This window comes from Luteimonas cucumeris, assembly GCF_007830035.1.
In the GTDB taxonomy this organism is placed as follows: Bacteria; Pseudomonadota; Gammaproteobacteria; order Xanthomonadales; family Xanthomonadaceae; genus Luteimonas_C; species Luteimonas_C cucumeris.
The window spans coordinates 468,418-487,306 of record NZ_VLKN01000001.1; the positions used below are offsets into that span (position 1 = coordinate 468,418).

Here is an 18,889-nt window from a genome sequence, read left to right on the forward strand (position 1 = left end):
CGCGAGTGGGGTTCTGTGGGCTGAATGGGCGGCAGCTCATGCTTCGGAAGAAGCCAAAACGCGCGCAACCTGCTTACACTGCCGGCATGGCGAACACCGAATCGCTGCCGCTGTTTCCCCTGCACACCGTACTGCTGCCCGGTGCTCCGCTCGGTCTTCGCATATTCGAGCCCCGGTATCTGGACATGGTGCGCGACTGCAGCCACAGAAATGCCGGCTTCGGTGTGTGCCTGATCCTGGAGGGCGAGGAAGTCGGCGTGCCGGCCAGCACGGCGGCTTTCGGCACCGAGGCGCGGATCGAGGATTTCGGCAGCACCGACAATGGGCTGCTGACACTGCAGGTGCGCGGTGCGCGCCGTTTCCACGTGCGCCAGACGCGGGTACGCGACAACGGCCTGATCGTCGGCGACATCGAGTGGCTGGTGCGCGATCCGGACGACGAGATACAGCCGCAGCACGGTCTGCTGGCGACCCTGTTGTCGAACCTGCTCGACCAGATCGGTGGCGAGCACGCCAAGGCACCGAGGGCGCGCTTCGATGAAGCCGCCTGGGTCGGCTGGCGGCTGGCCGAACTGCTGCCGCTGGACGATGCACGCCGGCAATCGCTGCTGCAGCAGGATGATCCGCACCTGCGACTTGATCGCCTGCTGGAGTTGATCCAGTGAAGCAGCCTCGGTAGAGCGAAGCCGCTGCTCTGCAACGCGGCGCGTCGCTGGGCGATGGCGGCGTCAATCGCCGGTGCGTACCCGCAGAATCCTGTTGCCAGTACGTGGATGGGCTTCTTCGCGCACGTCGCTGCCGTGCAGGGCCTTGCGCAGTTCGTCATGCGCGGCGCTTGGATCCTGCTGCGGCTGCCACAGTCCGGCCACGTCGAACGGCCGCACGTAATGCAGTGTCTGCGTGGTGCCGATCCACAACGGCGTGCCGTCGTGCAGCCGTGCCGGCGCCTGCCACAGCCGCAACGCGTACTGCTGCTTGCCGTCGCTGCCCGGATGCAGCATCAGCAGGGCCTCGGCATGGCCGTCCAGCGTGGCCGGCAGCACCGGTTGCTGCAGTGGCGACGTGTCGTCGTCGAGCAGGCCGAGGGTCGCGACCCAGTCTGCCTGCGACTGCACGCGCCAGCCGGCGGCTTCCAGCTGCGAACGCAGCGGTTGCAGCGGGCCGGCAACCTGCAGGTCCAGCGGCCAGGCCAGGCTTGACGAGTGCTCGTTGCGGCGCGTCGGCAGCGTGGTCCAGTCGTGCCGCCACCAGTCTTCCATCGCCAGCGTGTGTGCCGGCGGTGCCGGCACGAACTGCGCCAGCAGGCGTTCCGACTCACGCGGTGTGTGCCACAGCACCGCCACCAGGAAAGTGCCGTAGAACAAGGCGGCCAGCGGCCGCATCAGGAACGAGCGCGCCACGTGCCGTCGGTAGGCGATGCCCAGTGCCAGCAGCCACGCCACGCCGAACAACATGCCGCCGGCGATGTCACTGAGCCAGTGCGCGCCCAGGTACAGTCGCGCGAAGCCCAGCAGTGTCACTACCACGCCGCTCAGCAGGTACGGCCAGACGCGACGGCGGCCAGGCAGTTCGCGCGCGATCAATACCGCGAAGAAGCCCAGCGTGATCGTGGTCATCGTCACCGCGATCGAAGGAAAGCCGAAACCGCTCGGCGCGGTCGGTGGTCGCGGCATGTCGACCACCGCGCCAAGCAGCGCGGTCAGTGCCAGGCCGAACACCAGCGCGCCCAGCCAGTGGGCAGCGGCCATCCAGCGCTTGCGCCACAGCAGCCACGCCAGCGCCACCACGGAGGCAGGCACGAGTACCTGCGCGTCGCCGATCGAGGCCAGTGACGCCATCAACTGGTCGGCGAGGGGATTGCGCAGCAACGACATGGCATCGTAGATGCTGCGGTCGATCGCCAGCGGTCCACCGCGTGCGAGCAGTGCCGCGAGCCAGGCGAACCAGGCCCAGCCGATCGCCAGCAGGCAGGCCGCCAGCAGGACCAGCGATGTCGATTCGGGCCGGTTCGGATCGATCAGTGCGGCCGCATAACGGCCCAGTCGTGGGTGCGCATGGGTCCATTTCAGGGCGCGCGCCAGCAGGTTGTTGGCATGGTCGGCGAACCAGCGATAGGTATAGAGCACGACCGCCCAGACCAGCGCCAGCGCCGCCAGCAGCGTGAACAGCACGATCGCCAGTTTGTCGGCGACTGCAGCGACGGCGTCGTAGGAGGCGCCGAAGATCCAGCCCGGCGCCAGGAACGCCGCGGCCCACGCCACGCAGGCGACCAGGCTGGCGGGCAGGTAGCGTTTCAATGGCATCCGCAGCATGCCCGCGATCGCCGGCACGAACGGCCGCACCGCGCCGACGAAACGCGCGATGAGGATGCCCATGCTGCCGTGGCGGCGGAACAGCCGCTCGCCGCGTGCGAGCAGCTGCGGATAGCGACGGAACAACCATTGTTCGCTCAGGTGCGGCCCCCAGCGATGGCCGATCCAGTAGCTCAGTCCGTCGCCGGCGAAGGCGCCGATGGCCGCGCAGGCCAGGGCATATGAGCCATCGATGTGGCCCAGGCCGATCAACGCGCCGACTGCGAACAGCAATGGCAGGGCCGGTACCGCGATGCCGACTACCGCCAGCGCATCGCAGAACGCGATCGCGGCGATCAACAGCCCGGCAGCGTGCGGATGCGCGCTGATCCAGGCGACCAGACTATCTAACCAGGCAGTGGGCATCGGCCGATTATAGGGAAGCCGCATGAATCGCCGCGCGGCCGATGCACGTTTGTCGAGCGGTGCCACACTCCGCGAACAGCATGGCGAAGGACGCATGCGTGGCTTTAGAGAGCTTGCTCATGCAGCGGGGTTTACACTCCGCGCACCACTCGATACCCGGTCTCCGTCATGACCACGCTGTCTGGAAAAACTCTTTTCATCACCGGCGCGTCGCGCGGGATCGGCCTGGCCATCGCGGTGCGCGCCGCGCGCGACGGCGCCAACATCGCCATCGCCGCGAAATCGACCGTGCCCAACCCGAAGTTGCCCGGCACCATCCACGACGCCGCGCAGGCGGTCGAGGCGGCCGGTGGCCGCGCCTTGGCGCTGAAATGCGACATCCGCGAGGAAGACGAAGTCCGCGCCGCGGTCGCCGCGACCGTCGACGCCTTCGGCGGTATCGACATCCTGGTCAACAACGCCAGCGCGATCTGGCTGCGCGGTGCGCTGGATACGCCGATGAAACGCTTCGACCTGATGCAGCAGGTCAATGCGCGCGGGAGTTTCCTGTGCGCGCAGGCCTGCCTGCCGCATCTGCTGCAGGCACCGAACCCGCACATCCTCACGCTGGCGCCGCCGCCATCGCTGGACCCGAAATGGTGGGCACCCCACGCTGGCTACACGTTGGCCAAGATGGGGATGAGCTTCGTCACCCTCGGGCTGGCCGGCGAGTTCGGGCCGCAGGGCGTGGCGGTGAATGCGCTGTGGCCGCGCACGCTGATCGCGACCGATGCGCTCAACATGATTCCCGGCGTGAACCTCGCCAATGCGCGCAGGCCTGAGATCATGGCCGATGCCGCGCATGCCGTACTGGTCAGGCCGGCCAGCGGCTTCAGCGGCCGCTTCCTGATCGACGACGAAGTGCTGCGCGAAGCCGGCGTCACCGACCTGTCGCAGTACGCCGTCGATCCCTCGCAACCCCTGCTGCCCGACCTGTTCCTGGATTGAGTCGATGCAATGCCCTCATCCGGCCACGCGTAGCTGCATGATTCGCCCGCCTATCTGGAGAAACCGATGAAATACCTGCACACCATGATCCGCGTCCGCGACATCGACGCCAGCCTGCGTTTTTTCTGCGAAGGGCTCGGCCTGAAGGAGAACCGGCGCATGGAGAACGAGCAGGGCAAGTACACGCTGGTGTTCCTCGCCGCGCCGGAAACACCCGATGCCGAGATTGAACTGACCTACAACTGGGGCTCGGAAGAGGATTACGGCAGCGCGCGCAATTTCGGCCACCTCGCGTTCCGCGTCGACGACATCTATGCCACCTGCGCGCGCCTGCAGTCGATGGGCTATACGATCAACCGCCCGCCGCGCGACGGCCACATGGCGTTCGTGCGTTCGCCGGACCTGATCTCCGTGGAGCTGCTGCAGGATGGCCACCTGCCACCGCAGGAACCGTGGGCGTCGATGCCCAATACCGGTGTCTGGTGACCTCCTTCCCGGATTCGCAGGAAAGGGGATAACAGCCGACCGGCGGCCGCGTTAACACTCGGCCTTCGCGTAACGTCCTGTTGCTGGGCGACAAGGCAGGACCCGGTGATCGAAGCGGCCAGCACCGCGGCATTGGTCGACGTGGCGCGCACCGGCGACGGGCGTGCGATGGACGCGCTGTATCGTCGTTTCGCGCCGGTGGTGCATGGGATCCTGCTGGCCTACGTGCAGGCAGCGGACGCCGACGACCTGACCCAGGATGTGTTCGAGACCGCCATCAGGCGATTGCACGAACTGCGCGACGCGGCCGCCTTCCCCGGTTGGATCATAAGCATCGCGCGACATGCCGCGCTGGACGCGAAACGCCGTCCACAGGCCTTGACCGGCATCGAAGCGGATCGAACGGCATCGACCGAACGACCCGACGAGCACCTGGAGGCCGAGCGTTCGCTGCGCGCGATCGGCAGCCTGCCCGGTGCCTATCGCGAAACGCTGCTGCTGCGTCTCGTCGAAGGCCTGACCGGACCGGAGATTGCCGAACGCACGGGACTGACCCCGGGCAGCGTGCGCGTCAACCTGCATCGCGGCATGGCGATGCTGCGCATGGCGCTGGCGCCGGGCGACGACACGCGAGGAAACGCGGCATGAACACGCAAGACGAACCGATTCGCGCCGACGATTACCTGTGGGACCGCAGTGGCCCTGTGGATGCCGAAGTCGCGCGCCTGGAGCGGTTGCTGGCGCCGTATGCCTTGCGGAACGATCGCCGCAGCACGATGTCGCCGTCGCAGCCGATGCCGGCAGCGCATGGAAAACGTCGCGCGCGCTGGCGCCGCATCGCGCTGGCCAGCGCCGCCGTCGTGGTGATGTTCGCGATCGGTATCGGTGGCTGGTATCGGCACCGCCTGCACTGGCCGACGGGACAGGCCTGGCAGTTGTCCGCGGTCAGCGGCCAGGCGCGCATCGACGGCCGCGCCGTGACCGCTGCGGCGGCGCTCGCATCCGGCAGCCTCCTGGAAACCGGCGACGGTGCCTCGGTACGCCTGCGCGCCGCGCGCATCGGCGAGCTGGTAGTGGGCGAAGACTCGCGTTTCAGCCTGGTCGCGACGCGCAGTGGGCGCCATCGCGTGCAGTTGCAGCACGGCAGCCTGTGGGCGCGGGTCTGGGCGCCGCCGGGCGCGCTGGGCGTGTCGACGCCGGCCACGGACGTCTACGACCTGGGCTGCGAATTCCTGCTGAAGGTGGACGCCGCAGGCCACGGCCAGCTGACCGTGCGCAGCGGCTGGGTGCAGGTCGACAACCTGCACTGGGAAGTACTGGTGCCGCAGGGCGCGCGCGTCGAACTGCGCGGCGAGCGCATGCCGGGCACGCCTTACGATCTCGGCGCCAGCGCCTCCTTCATCGCCGCGTTGCACGACATCGATGCACAGGGCCACGCTGTCGCCGCCGATGGCGATGCCGTGCGCAGGCTGGTGGACGCAGCGCGGCCGCAGGATGCGATCACGCTGCTGTCGTTGTTGATGCGCTATCCGCAGCTGGGCGACGGCCCGGTGTTCGAGCGCCTGGCGCAAATCATGCCCGCCGGCGCGGACGTGACCCGGGAAGGATTCCGTGCACGCGGCGCCGATGCCTTGAACCCCTGGTGGAACAGCCTGCCGTATCCGCGCATGAAGCGCTGGTGGATGAATTGGCCGGATGCGTTCGGCGCCCGTGCCGACAATGAAGCGCTGCTCGACGAATCACGCCGCTGACGGTTAACACTCCGCGCGGCCGCCGCGTCCTTCCACTGCGCACACCCGTGCCGCGGTCCGGCGGCGGCAGCGTCAAGGCGGCCGAATGGACCTCGAACGCAACCGGAGATGTCCGATGAAACACCTTTCGACAAGAACGCTTCTGTGCGGCGCGATATTCTCGGTCGCCCTGCTGTTTCCGGTGTCGGTTCTCGCCGGCCCGCCCTTGCTGTGCCATCCGTTCGACACCGCCGGCGCGCCATCGCTGGAATGGGGTGGCAAGGGCTGGAACGAAGCGCGCGGCGACTATGACCTCGGCCAACTGGTCGCCAGGACCGATGCCCTGCTGACCGCGCGGACACCGATCGTTGCAAGGATGGAAACGCTGCGCCGCGCCGCGATCTACGCCAGCCGCGACGGGCAGGTCGCACGTGATCTTGCGGCCAGCCTCGATGCGCGCATCGCCAAGGCAGGTACGCCCGATGCCAGGGCGCTGGCCTTGTTCGATGCCGGCTACTACGCCGAAACGCTGCAGGACATCGTCCGCCTGCAAGGCTACGACATGCCCGGCATCGGCAAGGTCGATGCGCCCGCGCTGCGCGCGATCGTGGCCAAGGGCGATGGCAGCGTCCGCATCGCGCAGGCACTGCAGCTGCGGCCGACCGATCCGGGCATGAACTTCGCCGCGGCGCTGGTGGCCAGCGCGGACGAGCGCAAGGCGGACGTCGCCGTACATGCGCGCAGCGCGCGCGCCGGTGCGGATCGCGACCGGCTGGTGGCATTGAACCTGGATCAGATCGCACGCTAGCCGGCGCACATCATGGTCCGCCTGTCGTTGTGCAGGCGGGCCAGGCCATGGCGGTGTCGCAGTTACAATTCCGGAAAATTCCCGGAATGCCTTCGTGACCACGCCTGCCACCGCCGATCTCGTCGCCCTCGGCCAGCACCATTACCTCCCCATCTATCGTCCGCGCGAAGTGATCCTGGACCGCGGGCAGGGCTCGCGTCTGTGGGATCTCGACGGCAAGGAGTACATCGACCTGGCCGCCGGCATCGCCGTATGCGGATTGGGACACAACGATCCGGACCTGGTCGCGGCACTGACCGCGCAGGCCGGCAAGCTGTGGCATACCAGCAACGTGTTCTACAGCGAACCGCCGCTGCGGCTGGCCGAGGAACTGGTCGACGCGTCGCGCTTCGCCACGCGCGTGTTCCTCTGCAACTCCGGCGCCGAGGCCAACGAAGCCGCGATCAAGCTGGTGCGCCGATGGGCGACGGCGCAGGGACGCGCACCGGAGCGGCGCGTCATCGTCACCTTCCGTGGCAGTTTCCATGGCCGCACGCTGGCGGCGGTGACGGCGACCGCACAGCCGAAGTACCAGGAAGGTTACGAGCCCTTGCCCGGCGGTTTCCGCCATGTCGACTTCAATGACATCACGCAACTGGAAACGGCGATGGCACCCGGCGATGTCGCCGCGATATTGATCGAGCCGGTGCAGGGCGAAGGCGGCGTGATGCCGGTGGCCGCGGGTTTCCTGCAGGCCGTGCGCGCCTTGTGCGATCGCCATGACGCGTTGCTGGTGCTGGACGAGATCCAGTGTGGCATGGGCCGCACCGGCACGCTGTTCGCGCACTGGCAGGACGGCGTGGTGCCGGACATCGTCACGCTGGCCAAGGCGCTCGGCGGCGGTTTCCCGATCGGCGCGCTGCTGGCCGGGCCGAAGGTGGCCGAAACGATGCAGTTCGGCGCGCACGGCACCACGTTCGGTGGCAACCCGCTGGCCGCTGCGGTGGCGCGCGTGGCGCTGCGCAAGTTGTCGTCGTCGCAGATCGCTGCGAATGTCGAACGCCAATCCGCTGTGATCCGGACGCGGCTCGCCACACTCGGCAATGAATTGGGCCTGTTTTCGGAAGTGCGCGGTCGCGGGCTGATGCTCGGCGCGGCGCTGGCCGATGCCTATCGCGGCCGGGCGGGCGAGATCCTCGACCTGGCAGCCAGACACGGCGTATTGCTGCTGCAGGCCGGCCCGGATGTGCTGCGTTTCGTGCCGGCGCTCAATATCGGCGACGAGGAAGTGGTCGAAGGATTGCAGCGCCTGGAAACGGCGCTGCATGAATTCCGCGGCTGACGGGAAAAACGACACTCGCACTCTTCCAGGCGAGCGAACTCCCTGATTCGTGTCATCCCGAACGCAGTGAGGGATCTGCTGTTGTTGCCGCGTCGGCTTGACTGCCTCAGGCCCGTAACGCCCGTTCCAGATCCACAATCAGGTCGTCGATGTGCTCCAGCCCGACCGACAGGCGCAGCAGGTTCTGCGGCGAGACCGGGTTCGCGCCTTCGACCGACGCGCGGTGCTCGATCAGCGATTCGCATCCGCCCAGCGAGGTGGCGTTGGTGAACAGTTTCAGCCGGCCGGCCATCGCCAATGCCGCGTCGCGGCCACCGCGCACCTCGATCGACAACATGCCGCCGAAATCGCGCATCTGCCGCGCCGCGGTGGCGTGGCCAGGATGCGAGGGCAGGCCCGGATAGTTGACCCGCTCGATGGCATCGTGAGCGGCCAGGTATTCGGCGACGCGACGTGCATTGGCGCAATGCAGCGCCACGCGCGCCGGCAGCGAACGGCAGCCGCGCAGGGTGAGCCAGGCGCTGAACGGCGCGAGGTTGGCACCGGTGACGTGCAGGCGATGGGCGACGCGTTCGTACAGCGCATCGCGTCGTGCGAACGCCAGCGCGCCGCCGAGCACGTCGCTGTGGCCGCCGAAATACTTGGTGGTCGAGTGCATCGCCACATCCGCGCCAAGTGCCAGCGGCTGCTGCAGCACCGGCGAGGCGAAGGTGTTGTCGCAGACCAGCAACGCACCGGCTTCGCGCGCGATGCCCGCGAGCGCGGTGATGTCGCAGACCTTCATGCGCGGGTTCGAGGGCGTCTCCGCCCAGAGCAGGTCGATGCCATCGGAGCAGGCCTCGCGCACCGCTGCCAGGTCCGTCATGTCGACGGTCGCGACGACGATGCCGCGTTCGGGCAGGAATTCCGCGGCGAGCACGCGCAGGCCGGCGTAGCAGTCGTCCGGAATCGCGATGCGCGCGCCGTTGGGCAGCGATTCCAGCAAGGCGCTGATCGCCGCCATGCCGGAAGCGAAAGTCAGCGCCACGGCACCGCCTTCCAGCGCGGCGATCGCTGCGCGCAGGCGGTCGTTGGTCGGGTCGCCTTCGCGCTGGTATTCGTAGCCGGCGACGCGCTCGCCGGCCGGGCCGTGCTTGAAAGTGGTGCTGAAGTGAAGCGGCGGTGCGACAGCGCCTGTTTCCGGGTCCACTTCGCCGCCGGCGTGGATGGCGATCGTCTCAAGGCGCATGCAGCGGTGCTCCCGTCAGCTGCCGCGACGCGAAGGCTTCCGCCAGCGCTGCGGTATGGGTGTAGTGGATGGCGTCCAGGCCGGCCTCGATTGCGCCGCGGACGTTGTCCGGATTGTCGTCGACGAACAACGCCCGTGCCGGCGGCGTCTGCAGCACCGCCAGGCAGCGACGATAGATCGCAGGGTCGGGCTTGGCGACGCCGAATTCGGCCGAGCAGTGCACATGGCCACTGAACAGCGGGAACAGCGCCGGGCACATCGCCGGCAGGTGCGCGCGCAGGAACAGGCCGTTGTTGGTGAGGATCGCCACGCGTGCGCGCTCGGCGATGCGATGGACGAGACCCAGCGCCGCCTGGTCCGCGGCCATCGATGCGGCGCGCGCGGCGATGCAGTCGTCCAGCGTGACGGTCGCGCCGAGCCGGCGCGACAGTTCCTGCGCATATTCGCGCGGGCGCCAGCGGCCGAGGTCGGATTCGTCCTCCAGCTTCGAGTCGAACAGCGCCGCTTTCACCTGTTCCGTGGTCTTGCCGCTACGCGTCGCCAGTACCGCCAGCCGTGCCGCGCGGTCGTAGCGCGCAAGCACGCCATCCAGGTCGAACAGGACCAGCGCCGGCGCGACCGCCATCAGCCTTTCGCCACGCGGAAGGCTTCGCGCGCGGCGACCAGTGTCGCCGCGATTGCGTCGTCGTCGTGCGCGCTGGACATGAAGCCGGCCTCGAATGCCGATGGCGCCAGGTACACGCCGCGTTCGAGCATGGCGTGGAAGAAGCGGTTGAACGCAGCGCTGTCGCAGGCGATGGCCTGCGCATAGGTGTCGACCTTCTCGTCGCTGAAGAACAGGCCGAACATGCCGCCGACGCGTTGCGTGGTCAGCGCCACGCCGGCTTCGCCCGCGGCTGCTTCCAGGCCGTCGCACAATGCGTTGGTACGACGTTCGATGTCCGCGTGGAAATTCGGCGCCTGGACCAGTTCCAGCATCGCCAGGCCCGCAGCCATCGCCACCGGGTTGCCGCTGAGCGTGCCGGCCTGGTAGATCGGCCCGCTCGGCGCGATCTGCCGCATCAGTTCCGCGCGGCCGCCATAGGCGCCGACCGGCATGCCGCCGCCGATGATCTTGCCGAAGGTGGACAGGTCTGGCCTCACGCCGTAGCGAGCCTGTGCGCCGCCGAGCGCGACGCGGAAGCCGGTCATCACTTCGTCGAAGATCAACATTGCGCCATGGCGCGTGCACAGTTCGCGCAGGTGCTGCAGGTAGCCATCGCGCGGCGGCAGGCAGTTGGCGTTGCCGACCACCGGCTCGACGATCAGGCCGGCGATGTCGTCGCCGCATTCGTCGAACAGCGCGGTGGCGCCTTCGAAGTCGTTGTAGGTCAGCGTCAATGTCAGGTCGGCGAGCGCCTTCGGCACGCCGGGCGAAGTCGGCACGCCGAAGGTCAGCGCGCCGCTGCCGGCTTTCACCAGGAAGCTGTCGCCATGGCCGTGGTAGCAGCCTTCGAACTTGACGATGCGCGCGCGTCCGGTCGCGCCGCGCGCCAGGCGGATCGCGGACAGCGTGGCCTCGGTGCCGGAGTTGACCATGCGCACCATCTCGCAGCCCGGCACCAGCCGCGCGATCGTTTCGGCCATGGTCACTTCCAGCGGATTGGGCGTGCCGAAGCTGAGTCCGTCACGTGCGGTGCGCAGCACCGCATCGAGCACCGCGGGATGGTTGTGGCCGACGATCATCGGCCCCCAGGAACCGACGTAGTCGATGTAGCGGTTGCCGTCGACGTCGTACAGATACGCGCCCTCGGCGCGCTGCACGAAGAACGGCTCGCCGCCGACCGACTTGAAGGCGCGCACCGGCGAATTGACGCCGCCGGGCATCAGCGCCTGCGCGCGGGCGAAGAGTTCATGGGATTTCTGCGTGTTGGTACGTGTGCTCATGCTTCGAAACAGTCCCGGTAGGCGCGCGCGGCAGCGGCGGGATCGGCGGCGTCGAACACGCCGCTGATGACGGCGACCAGATCCGCGCCGGCGGCGATCAGCGAAGGCGCATTGTCGGGGGTAATGCCGCCGATCGCCACTCGCGGCACGCGCAGCGACGCGGCGGCGCGCAGCAGTCCAGGCGTCGCACGTCGCGCGTGGGGCTTGGTCGGCGACGGGAAGTAAGCGCCGAAAGCGACGTAGTCGACACCGGCCTCGACCGCGCGCTGCGCGCGTTCGATCGAGTCGTAGCAGGACGCGCCGATGAGGACATCGTTGCGCAACCAGGCGCGGGCGGCCGACGGATCGTCGTCGTCCTCGCCCAGATGCACGCCGTCGGCGCCAATGGCAGCGGCAAGGGCGACATCGTCGTTGATGACCAGCGGCACGCCGTGGCGGCGGCACAGCGCCAGCAGCGCGCCCGCCTGCTCGCGGCGCAGGGCGGCGTCGGCGGCCTTGTTGCGGTACTGCAGCAGGGCCGCGTCGCCCAGCACCTCGTCGACGCGCGCCAGCAACTGCCCGGTGTCGGCCAGGTCCGGCGTGAGCAGGTACAAGCCGCGGCGCGGCCAGCGAGCATTCATGGGCAGCCTGCAGAGGTTTCCGGAGCGGGCGCGGGGTGGGACAATGTCATCCCGCAGGTCCGTATTATCGCTCCGATGTCCGAAGTCGCCGCCACCGCCGCCTACCGCACCTGGATGTGTGTCGTCTGCGGGTTCATCTATGACGAGGCTGCCGGCCTGCCCGAGGAAGGCATCGCGCCGGGCACGCGCTGGGAAGACATCCCCGAGACCTGGACCTGTCCGGACTGCGGCGTGACCAAGGACGATTTCGAGATGATGGTGGTCTGAGCGCCGCCGTTGACTGGATCGCGTCATGGATGAAGCACTCGCGGTGAACTTCCAGCCTTGGCGGCCTGCGGATCGCGATGCCGGCCTGGCATTGTTCGACAGCAACGTACCGAAATACTTCGCCGAGCAGGAGCGCCAGGACTTCCTCGATCATGTCGATGTGTTGCCGGGTCCCTATTTCCTGTTGATGGACGCCGGCGACTCGCCGGTCGGCTGCGGCGGCTACGCGCGGGAAAAAGATCGGCCCGGCAGCGCTGCCTTGTGCTGGGGCATGATCCGCGGCGATCGGCACGGGCAGGGCCTGGGCGATGCCCTGTTGCGTTTCCGGCTGGATCAAATCGCGGTCGACCCGGCATTCCACGAAGTGCGGATCGAAACCTCGCAGTTCAGTCGTGGGTTCTTCGCGCGTTACGGCTTCGTGCCGACCAGGCAGGTGGTGGACGGCTTCGCGCCCGGCATCGATCTGATTGCGATGACCCTGGACCTGGCCGCGTATCGCGCCCGGCGAACCTGAGTGCAGGAAACGGTTCCTGGCAGCGGCGGCCGAAGCCGATCCTGCAGGAGGCTAGGACTAGTGCATCCGCGACGAACCGGTGTTCAGCTCCACCAGGCGTTCGCGCATCGAAGTCATGTCCGATGCCTTCGGATTCTGCTGCACGTAACGGGCCAGGTCGTGGCGCGCACCGCTGCGGTGGCCCAGTTCCAGATAGGCCAGGCCACGGTCACGCAGCGCTTCCGGCTGGTCCGGGGTCAGCTTGAGGATGCGGTCCGCGCTGCGCGCCGCGCGCTCCCAGTCGTCGCCTTCGGCATACACGCCATGCAGGTTGCGCAGCACCCGCACCAGGATGGCGCGGTGCGAGGCCGGATTGAGGATGTGCAGCAGCGCGCCATCGTCCGGCAGTTCACCACCCAGATGCGGCTTGGCGCGCTCACGCAGTTCGTCGACGTCGAGCGGACGGCCGCGGTTGAACGGGTCCATCACCAGCAGGCCGTCGTCCACCGGCAGGCGCACCAGGAAATGCCCCGGAAACGACACGCCGTCCAGCGGCACCCCCAGCCTGCGGGCGACTTCCATCTGCACCATCGCCAGCGAGATCGGATTGCCGCGGCGACGTTCGAACACCTGGTTGAGGTAGCTGTTGCGCGGGTCGTAATACTCTTCGCTGTCGCCGGAGTAGCCGAGTTCGTCGAACAGGCGCCGGTTGATCGCGGCCATCTTCAGCGGCCAGGCATCGATCGCATCGATCTCGCCGCGTAGCGATTCGGCATGTTCCTGCAGCAACGTGTCGTAAAGGTCCGCGTCGAGCGCGGGATACTCGTCGCGGGCGATCAGCAGCGCCGTACTCAGCAGCGGCAGCGTGTCGTCATCCAGATGAGCGAGGCTGTTCCACTCAGGCAGGGAGAAGCGGTCGTGCATGAGGAAAGATTGACGCTGTCTCCGCGCGGAATCAAGGCCTGCAACGCGCGATTTTCTGGGGGTCGTGCCAGCTCGACGGCCCTTGGCGCGGACTTGTGAATGGAGTCGAGCTATCGACGTTGCGGGTGCGGGCGCCAATGCCTCAGCGGGCCGGCGGTATCGCAGGCGACAGCTTCAGTTCGGCGCCTTCCTGCAGCTGCAACCGCGCGGCCTGGCCGGCGTTCAATTCCAGCACGTAACGCGCCGGGACTTCGCTCGGATAATTCGGGCAGTTGTTGCCCAGACTGCACGGCGGCACGTCGACCTGTCGGGCTACCAGCTTGCGGTCGTTGTCGAAATACAGGATGTCGAGCGGGATCTTGGTGTTTTTCATCCAGTACGCCAGCGGCTCCTGGCGGTCGTGGATGAACAGCATGCCGCGGTCGGCGGCCATCTGTTCGCGGAACATCAGGCCGCGCGCGCGTTCGGCGTCGTCATCGGCGACTTCCACCGAGAAGCGCTGTCCACCGACCTCCACCCAGGGATCGCCTGCGGCGGCACAGCCGCTCAGCAGCAAGGTCGCGAGCAGTAGCGGACGGACGATGGACATGGCGGACTCCGGTAACCTGACAGGCCCTAGTCTATCGGCAAGCCGCGACGCTCAGAACAGCGGCCGGGTTTCGCCGATCTCCGGTTCCGGTTTCCGCTTCCCGGTCGTATTCCAGCCTCCTGCGCCGGCCTTGAACGGTTGCGGCTCCCCGGTGCCGGGCGCTTTGCGCTTCCGCGCTTCGCGATGCGCCGTCTCCGCCAGCACCTTGTACTGGCGCTCGCGTCGCAGGTACAACTCGTCCATCGCCTCGGCCGACTGTGCGCCACCGCGTTTGCGGGGTTGCACGTCCTGCTCCAGCGCGGTTTCCGGGATCTTGGAAAAGGGAATGCGCATCGGCGCGGCGTCGTGGGCCATGGCCTGCTGCATCGCGCCGAAATAGACGGCGTTGTTGCCGTATTTGCGGTTGATGCTGTCCACCACCCGGCTCATCGAGCGGTCGCGCCGGCGATCGGCCATCAGTTCGTCGGTGACGTTGCCGATCGGTTCCAGGCCGACCAGGGTGACGGCCACCGACAGCGGCGGATTGCGGCGCGGGTTCCAGCGCCGGCGCGTGATCGCGCCTTCGAGTTGCGAGAGTTGTTCGGCCAGCAGGCGCAGCAGCGCCGGCGTGTCGTCGATCGGGGCGAACGCGAGATCGCGCTCGAAGCGTTTTTCCAGGCCGACGAAGCGGATGCGTATCGAAAGGCCGCCGGCGAGGAAGCGGTCGTTGCGCAATCGCATCGCCGCCTTGGCCAGCAGCTTGAACAGCACCGCGCGGGCGCCTTCGAAGGTGCGCAGTTCCGGGCCGAGCACGTGCGAATGGCCGACCGAGCCGCGCCGGGTGGCGCGCTCCGGCACGTCGAAGCCGCGCAGTTGCAGCCAATAACGCTCGCCTTCGATGCCGCCCCAGGCCGCGCGCAGGTGCTCGCGCGTGGCGCCGCACAGTTGTTCGACGGTGTCGATGCCGGCCGCGCGCAGGCGATGTTCCATCGCAGGACCGATGCCGCAGAAGTCACGCAGTTCCAGCCCGTGCAGCGCGTGCGGCAGGTCGACTTGTTCCAGCACGGTCAGGCCATCGGGCTTGACCATGTCGGAGGCGGTCTTGGCCAGGAAGCGGTTCGGCGCGATGCCGATCGAGCAGCGGATGGTCGGATAGCCGCGGTCGATCAACGTCTGCTTGATGCGGCGCGCGATCGCCTCGGCATTTTCGCGCTTGCGCTCGCTGCCGATCAGGTAGCAGGGAACCTCGTCGATGGATTCCGCGTGTCCCTTGGGAATGCAGTCGTCGATGGCCGCCATCAGCTCATGGTGGATTTCGACATAGCGCGCCGGCCGCGCTTCGACGAGCACGATGTCCGGGCAGCGTTCCATCGCTTCCCACACCGGCGTGCCGGTGCCGATGCCGTGGTCGCGCTTGGCCTCGATGCTGGCGGCGATGCAGCAGGTCGTCGCCGCGACCACCGGCACCACGGCCAGCGGGCGCCCGCGCAGCGCCTCGTTGTCGTGCTGCTCGACCGAAGCGAAGAACGAGTTGAAGTCGACGAACAGGCAGCGCAGGGTCATGGCGCGCGATAACACCGGGCGTATGGGATGTCAGTATCGCGCCGCAGCGTCTCAGGCCGGGAGATGCGAGGCAGATCAGCCGGTTACGCTTGATCCGTCATCCCGGCGCAAAGCGGAATGACGGCGTTGGGCTTTATTGCCTTGATCACGAAGCGACATCTCTGCGGGTGCCTATTCACAAATCCTGATCGAGAACAGGAACCTCGGCCGTACCGAAAGCAATTCGAGCCCGTACCGACATATGCAGCATTCTCAACACCGGCTCCAGGCCCTTTCTTTGGTTCCTTTCTTTGGGCCAGCAAAGAAAGGAACCCGCCGCAAGGCGGAAGCCTTTGCATGTCAGGTCGCATCACTACAGGCACGCGACCGCCAAGGAACTGGATCCCAGCTTTCGTCGGATGACGGAACGAAATATGGTTGCGATCGCGAGTCCGATGAAACGGACGAGCGTCAAAGCACCAGCGGCGGCTCGCCGCCGACGATCACCACGTCCGCTGGACGGCGCGCGAACAGGCCGACGCTGACCACGCCGGGGATCTGGTTCAGTTCGCGCTCCATCGCCACCGGGTCGCTGATCGCCAGGCCGTGCACGTCCAGCAGCCAGTTGCCGTTGTCGGTGGTCACGCCTTCGCGCCACACCGGCTGGCCACCGGTCTGCGCGGCGATCGCTCGCGCCACCAGGCTGCGCGCCATCGGAATCACCTCGATCGGCAGCGGGAACCTGCCGAGCACGTCGACGCGCTTGGCCGGATCGATGATGCAGACGAATTTCTCGCTGGCCTCGGCGACGATCTTCTCGCGGGTCAGCGCCGCGCCGCCGCCCTTGATCAGGTGCTTGCGCGGATCGCACTCGTCGGCGCCGTCGACGTAGAGCGCCAGCGGGCCGGCGTTGTTGAGGTCGATCACCTCGATGCCGTGGCCGCGCAGCCGCTGCGTGCTCTGTTCGGAGCTCGATACCGCGCCTGCGATGCGATGCCTGATCCGTGCCAGCGCATCGATGAAGAAGGCGACGGTGGAACCGGTGCCGACGCCCACGACCATGCCGTCTTCCACGTAGTCGATGGCCTTTTCGCCGGCGAGGCGTTTGCTTTCGCTCATGATCGGGAGTCCGTAGCCAGTGAAAAAGGAACAATAAAGCAGATCCCTCGCTGCGCTCGGGATGACAATAGCCTGGCTATTCCAGCGACAGCAGCAGCTTCCACTGCGCTGCGGTCACCGGCAGCACCGACAGGCGCGAGCCGCGCTGGGTCAATGCGAAGCCGTCGCCGAGTGCGGCTGCGTGCTGCTTGATCTCCTCCAGCGGGATCACGCGCTTGAGCTTGCGTTCGAACGCGACATCGACCAGGTCCCAGCGCGGTTGCTCGCGCGTGCTCTTGGGATCGTAGTAATCGGATTTGCGCTCGAACTGGGTCGGATCCGGATACGCGGTAGTGGCGACGGTGGCGATGCCGACGATGCCGGGCACGGCGCAACTGGAGTGGTAGAACAGCACGCCATCGCCGACCTGCATGTCGCGCATGTGGTTGCGCGCCTGGTAGTTGCGCACGCCGCTCCAGGGCTCGGTGCCGACGCGCTGCAGGTCGTCGATCGAGAAGGCATCGGGTTCCGATTTCATCAGCCAGTAGCGTTTGCGTGGGCTCATGCGGGCATCTTCAGTGGGATCAGGACATCGCGTTCGCTGCAGACCGCATCCAGTGGCACGTCCCACGGTTCGATCGGCAGTTCGTCGACCTGTTGCGTTGCGAACGCGGCGCCAACCAGCCACGGTGGCGCCGCACGTTCGCGGCGGAACGCGAAGCTGCGATCGTACCAGCCGGCGCCCATGCCGAGCCGATGGCCGCGCGCGTCGAAACCGACCAGCGGCGCCACCACCAGCGACATCGCTTCGGCTTCCAGCAGCGAATCCGGCGCCAGGTCCGGTTCCGGAATGCCGTAGCGGTTGGCCACCAGGGGGTCGCCCGGTCGCCACGGTGCGAAGCGCAGATGGTTTTCATGCAGTACCGGCAGGCAATAAACCAGGCCGGGCGGCAGCCGCAACTGCCAGGCATGCAATGCGATTTCGCCATCCATCGCCCAATAACCGGCGACATAACCTGTGCTGGGCGCGAATGGCAGCGCGAGCAGGTGCCCGGCCAGTTGCTCGGCGGCGGCGATACGCCCGCCCGCGGGAATGTCACGGCGACGCTGGCGCAATTGCCGGCGCAACGTGGTGCGATCGGAAGTCATTCGGAAGCGGGCGCGTGAAGCATGCGCGGATTCTGCGGGCGACGCGGGTGATTTGAAAGCCTGTGTTGGCGCAGGGTCGCGCACCGCCGGGCATGACGTATCAATGTGCCGCGGGAAATCCGCGTCAATCCGTCACCCCGAGCGTAGCGAGGGAGCGGTTGTTGAAGCGGGAAGCGGATCCCTCGCCATGTTCGGGATCACTGACGAAAACGGGATGACAGAAAGAAAAATGCATCCTCCGCCATGGCGATGCGTGCGAAACGACCTTGAACCCGGGGTTCAAGTGGGAACGCTTGGAGGCCTTCGGGCTTTCCGCAACGTGGCGGACTTGCACACCTGACTTCGGTCGCGTTCCCGGTGTCGTTTTTAAGGGACAAGGCGAATGTTTGCACACGCCGTCGAACACGGCAGAGGACGCAGGCGAAGTATAGCGTGGCGAAGGTCGTGTCGTCGCCCGTTCGTCGGCTTCGGCGACGTGGATCCGGCAGTGCGTGTTCAGGCTGGCGCGTCGAGCACGCTGTCGAGCTTGCGTTGCAGGTCGCCGAGCGTGCGCGACAGTTCGCGATCGCGGCTGCCGCTGTCATCGCGCAACTGCTGCAGTTCGTGCGCCAGGTTCAGCGCGGCCAGCACGGCGATGCGGTCGACTGCGGCCATGCGGTTGTTGCCGCGGATTTCGCGCATTTTCCCGTCGAGCAGTTTGGCCGCTGCCAGCAGGCTGTCGCGTTCATCCGGTTCCACGCCGATTGTGTACTCGCGATCGAGCAGGCGCACGTTGACCGGCTCGCTGCTGGAACTCATGTGTGCTGCTCCAGCGACTTCAGGCGCGTGATCATGGCTTCCACGCGCGAACGCGCCTGTTCATTCTTGGCCAGCAGTTGCGAACGTTCGCCGGCCAGCTGCTCCTGCTGCGCGCGCAGGCTGCGGTTCTCCTCGGCCAGACGCTGCGCATGGGCGACCAGTTGCTCGACACGCGCGGCGAGGGCACGCAACTGGGCGATGGCGTCGGCGTTGTCCATGGCGGCACG

At 67.4% G+C, this 18,889-nt stretch carries 22 protein-coding genes and 1 other RNA gene; 9 read left to right on the forward strand and 14 right to left on the reverse strand.

Annotated elements, in window-relative coordinates; all coding sequences use genetic code 11:
• Window positions 1-86 precede the first annotated feature (86 nt).
• Window positions 87-665, forward strand: coding sequence for an LON peptidase substrate-binding domain-containing protein (locus tag IP90_RS02105; protein ID WP_144897954.1), 579 nt, complete (start codon window positions 87-89; stop codon window positions 663-665).
• A gap of 63 nt (window positions 666-728) precedes the next feature.
• On the opposite strand, the gene IP90_RS02110 is transcribed toward IP90_RS02105, so the two are convergent.
• Window positions 729-2,717, reverse strand: a complete 1,989-nt coding sequence (locus IP90_RS02110) for a bifunctional DedA family/phosphatase PAP2 family protein (protein ID WP_144897955.1) — start codon at window positions 2,715-2,717, stop codon at window positions 729-731.
• Window positions 2,718-2,885: 168 nt separating this feature from the next.
• Between IP90_RS02110 and IP90_RS02115 the strand changes: the two genes are divergently transcribed.
• The 6 genes from IP90_RS02115 to IP90_RS02140 all read left to right on the forward strand — a co-directional run bounded on the left by IP90_RS02115 (window position 2,886) and on the right by IP90_RS02140 (window position 8,049).
• The gene (locus IP90_RS02115; protein WP_144897956.1) at window positions 2,886-3,704 is read left to right on the forward strand and encodes an SDR family oxidoreductase; all 819 of its coding nucleotides are present in this window, start codon (window positions 2,886-2,888) and stop codon (window positions 3,702-3,704) included.
• A 66-nt stretch (window positions 3,705-3,770) separates the two neighbouring features.
• Window positions 3,771-4,190 (forward strand): VOC family protein, encoded by a 420-nt coding sequence (locus tag IP90_RS02120; protein ID WP_144897957.1) that lies wholly within the window; start codon window positions 3,771-3,773, stop codon window positions 4,188-4,190.
• Between the two features lie 105 nt (window positions 4,191-4,295).
• Window positions 4,296-4,838: an RNA polymerase sigma factor gene (locus tag IP90_RS02125; RefSeq protein ID WP_199753367.1), complete on the forward strand. Its 543-nt coding sequence runs from the start codon at window positions 4,296-4,298 to the stop codon at window positions 4,836-4,838.
• A complete protein-coding gene (locus IP90_RS02130) occupies window positions 4,835-5,941 on the forward strand; it encodes a FecR domain-containing protein (RefSeq protein ID WP_144897958.1) in 1,107 nt (368 codons plus the stop codon). Before IP90_RS02125 ends, IP90_RS02130 begins: the two co-directional genes overlap by 4 nt.
• A gap of 115 nt (window positions 5,942-6,056) precedes the next feature.
• Complete coding sequence (locus tag IP90_RS02135) at window positions 6,057-6,728, forward strand: hypothetical protein (protein WP_144897959.1); 672 nt, start codon at window positions 6,057-6,059, stop codon at window positions 6,726-6,728.
• Between the two features lie 94 nt (window positions 6,729-6,822).
• The gene (locus IP90_RS02140) at window positions 6,823-8,049 is read left to right on the forward strand and encodes an acetylornithine transaminase (protein ID WP_144897960.1); all 1,227 of its coding nucleotides are present in this window, start codon (window positions 6,823-6,825) and stop codon (window positions 8,047-8,049) included.
• A gap of 106 nt (window positions 8,050-8,155) precedes the next feature.
• Here IP90_RS02140 and IP90_RS02145 read toward each other — a convergent pair whose 3' ends face one another.
• From IP90_RS02145 to thiE, 4 genes are read right to left on the reverse strand one after another with little or no spacing between them, the layout of a single operon-like run.
• A complete protein-coding gene (locus IP90_RS02145) occupies window positions 8,156-9,277 on the reverse strand; it encodes a trans-sulfuration enzyme family protein (protein ID WP_144897961.1) in 1,122 nt (373 codons plus the stop codon).
• A complete protein-coding gene (locus IP90_RS02150) occupies window positions 9,267-9,902 on the reverse strand; it encodes an HAD family hydrolase (RefSeq protein WP_144897962.1) in 636 nt (211 codons plus the stop codon). Before IP90_RS02150 ends, IP90_RS02145 begins: the two co-directional genes overlap by 11 nt.
• Window positions 9,902-11,203 (reverse strand): glutamate-1-semialdehyde 2,1-aminomutase, encoded by a 1,302-nt coding sequence (gene hemL / locus IP90_RS02155; RefSeq protein WP_144897963.1) that lies wholly within the window; start codon window positions 11,201-11,203, stop codon window positions 9,902-9,904. The genes IP90_RS02150 and hemL overlap by 1 nt, the downstream gene beginning before the upstream one ends.
• Window positions 11,200-11,823, reverse strand: coding sequence for a thiamine phosphate synthase (gene thiE / locus IP90_RS02160; RefSeq protein ID WP_144897964.1), 624 nt, complete (start codon window positions 11,821-11,823; stop codon window positions 11,200-11,202). The genes hemL and thiE overlap by 4 nt, the downstream gene beginning before the upstream one ends.
• Window positions 11,824-11,898: 75 nt before the next feature.
• On the opposite strand from thiE, the gene IP90_RS02165 reads away from it, so the two are divergent.
• Both IP90_RS02165 and IP90_RS02170 read left to right on the forward strand, forming a co-directional pair.
• Window positions 11,899-12,090, forward strand: a complete 192-nt coding sequence (locus IP90_RS02165; protein WP_144897965.1) for a rubredoxin — start codon at window positions 11,899-11,901, stop codon at window positions 12,088-12,090.
• A gap of 25 nt (window positions 12,091-12,115) precedes the next feature.
• The gene (locus IP90_RS02170; RefSeq protein WP_144897966.1) at window positions 12,116-12,604 is read left to right on the forward strand and encodes a GNAT family N-acetyltransferase; all 489 of its coding nucleotides are present in this window, start codon (window positions 12,116-12,118) and stop codon (window positions 12,602-12,604) included.
• Window positions 12,605-12,661: 57 nt separating this feature from the next.
• Here the strand turns inward: IP90_RS02170 and IP90_RS02175 are convergent, their stop codons facing one another.
• From IP90_RS02175 to IP90_RS02215, 9 genes are all read right to left on the reverse strand, one after another.
• Entirely contained in the window at window positions 12,662-13,507 is an 846-nt protein-coding gene (locus tag IP90_RS02175; protein ID WP_144897967.1) for a SirB1 family protein, read from the reverse strand.
• 142 nt (window positions 13,508-13,649) lie between these two features.
• Window positions 13,650-14,096, reverse strand: coding sequence for a DUF192 domain-containing protein (locus IP90_RS02180; RefSeq protein ID WP_144897968.1), 447 nt, complete (start codon window positions 14,094-14,096; stop codon window positions 13,650-13,652).
• 51 nt (window positions 14,097-14,147) lie between these two features.
• Entirely contained in the window at window positions 14,148-15,638 is a 1,491-nt protein-coding gene (locus IP90_RS02185) for a DNA polymerase Y family protein (protein ID WP_144897969.1), read from the reverse strand.
• Window positions 15,639-16,088: 450 nt separating this feature from the next.
• Entirely contained in the window at window positions 16,089-16,736 is a 648-nt protein-coding gene (rpiA, locus tag IP90_RS02190) for a ribose-5-phosphate isomerase RpiA (protein ID WP_144897970.1), read from the reverse strand.
• 76 nt (window positions 16,737-16,812) lie between these two features.
• Window positions 16,813-17,280, reverse strand: coding sequence for an EVE domain-containing protein (locus IP90_RS02195; protein WP_144897971.1), 468 nt, complete (start codon window positions 17,278-17,280; stop codon window positions 16,813-16,815).
• Window positions 17,277-17,864, reverse strand: coding sequence for a 5-formyltetrahydrofolate cyclo-ligase (locus tag IP90_RS02200; RefSeq protein WP_144897972.1), 588 nt, complete (start codon window positions 17,862-17,864; stop codon window positions 17,277-17,279). The genes IP90_RS02195 and IP90_RS02200 overlap by 4 nt, the downstream gene beginning before the upstream one ends.
• Before the next feature lie 231 nt (window positions 17,865-18,095).
• A non-coding RNA gene (gene ssrS / locus IP90_RS02205) (6S RNA) lies at window positions 18,096-18,281 on the reverse strand.
• A 78-nt stretch (window positions 18,282-18,359) separates the two neighbouring features.
• Entirely contained in the window at window positions 18,360-18,662 is a 303-nt protein-coding gene (locus tag IP90_RS02210; protein WP_144897973.1) for a cell division protein ZapA, read from the reverse strand.
• The gene (locus IP90_RS02215) at window positions 18,659-18,880 is read right to left on the reverse strand and encodes a TIGR02449 family protein (RefSeq protein WP_144897974.1); all 222 of its coding nucleotides are present in this window, start codon (window positions 18,878-18,880) and stop codon (window positions 18,659-18,661) included. The genes IP90_RS02210 and IP90_RS02215 overlap by 4 nt, the downstream gene beginning before the upstream one ends.
• Window positions 18,881-18,889 lie beyond the last annotated feature (9 nt).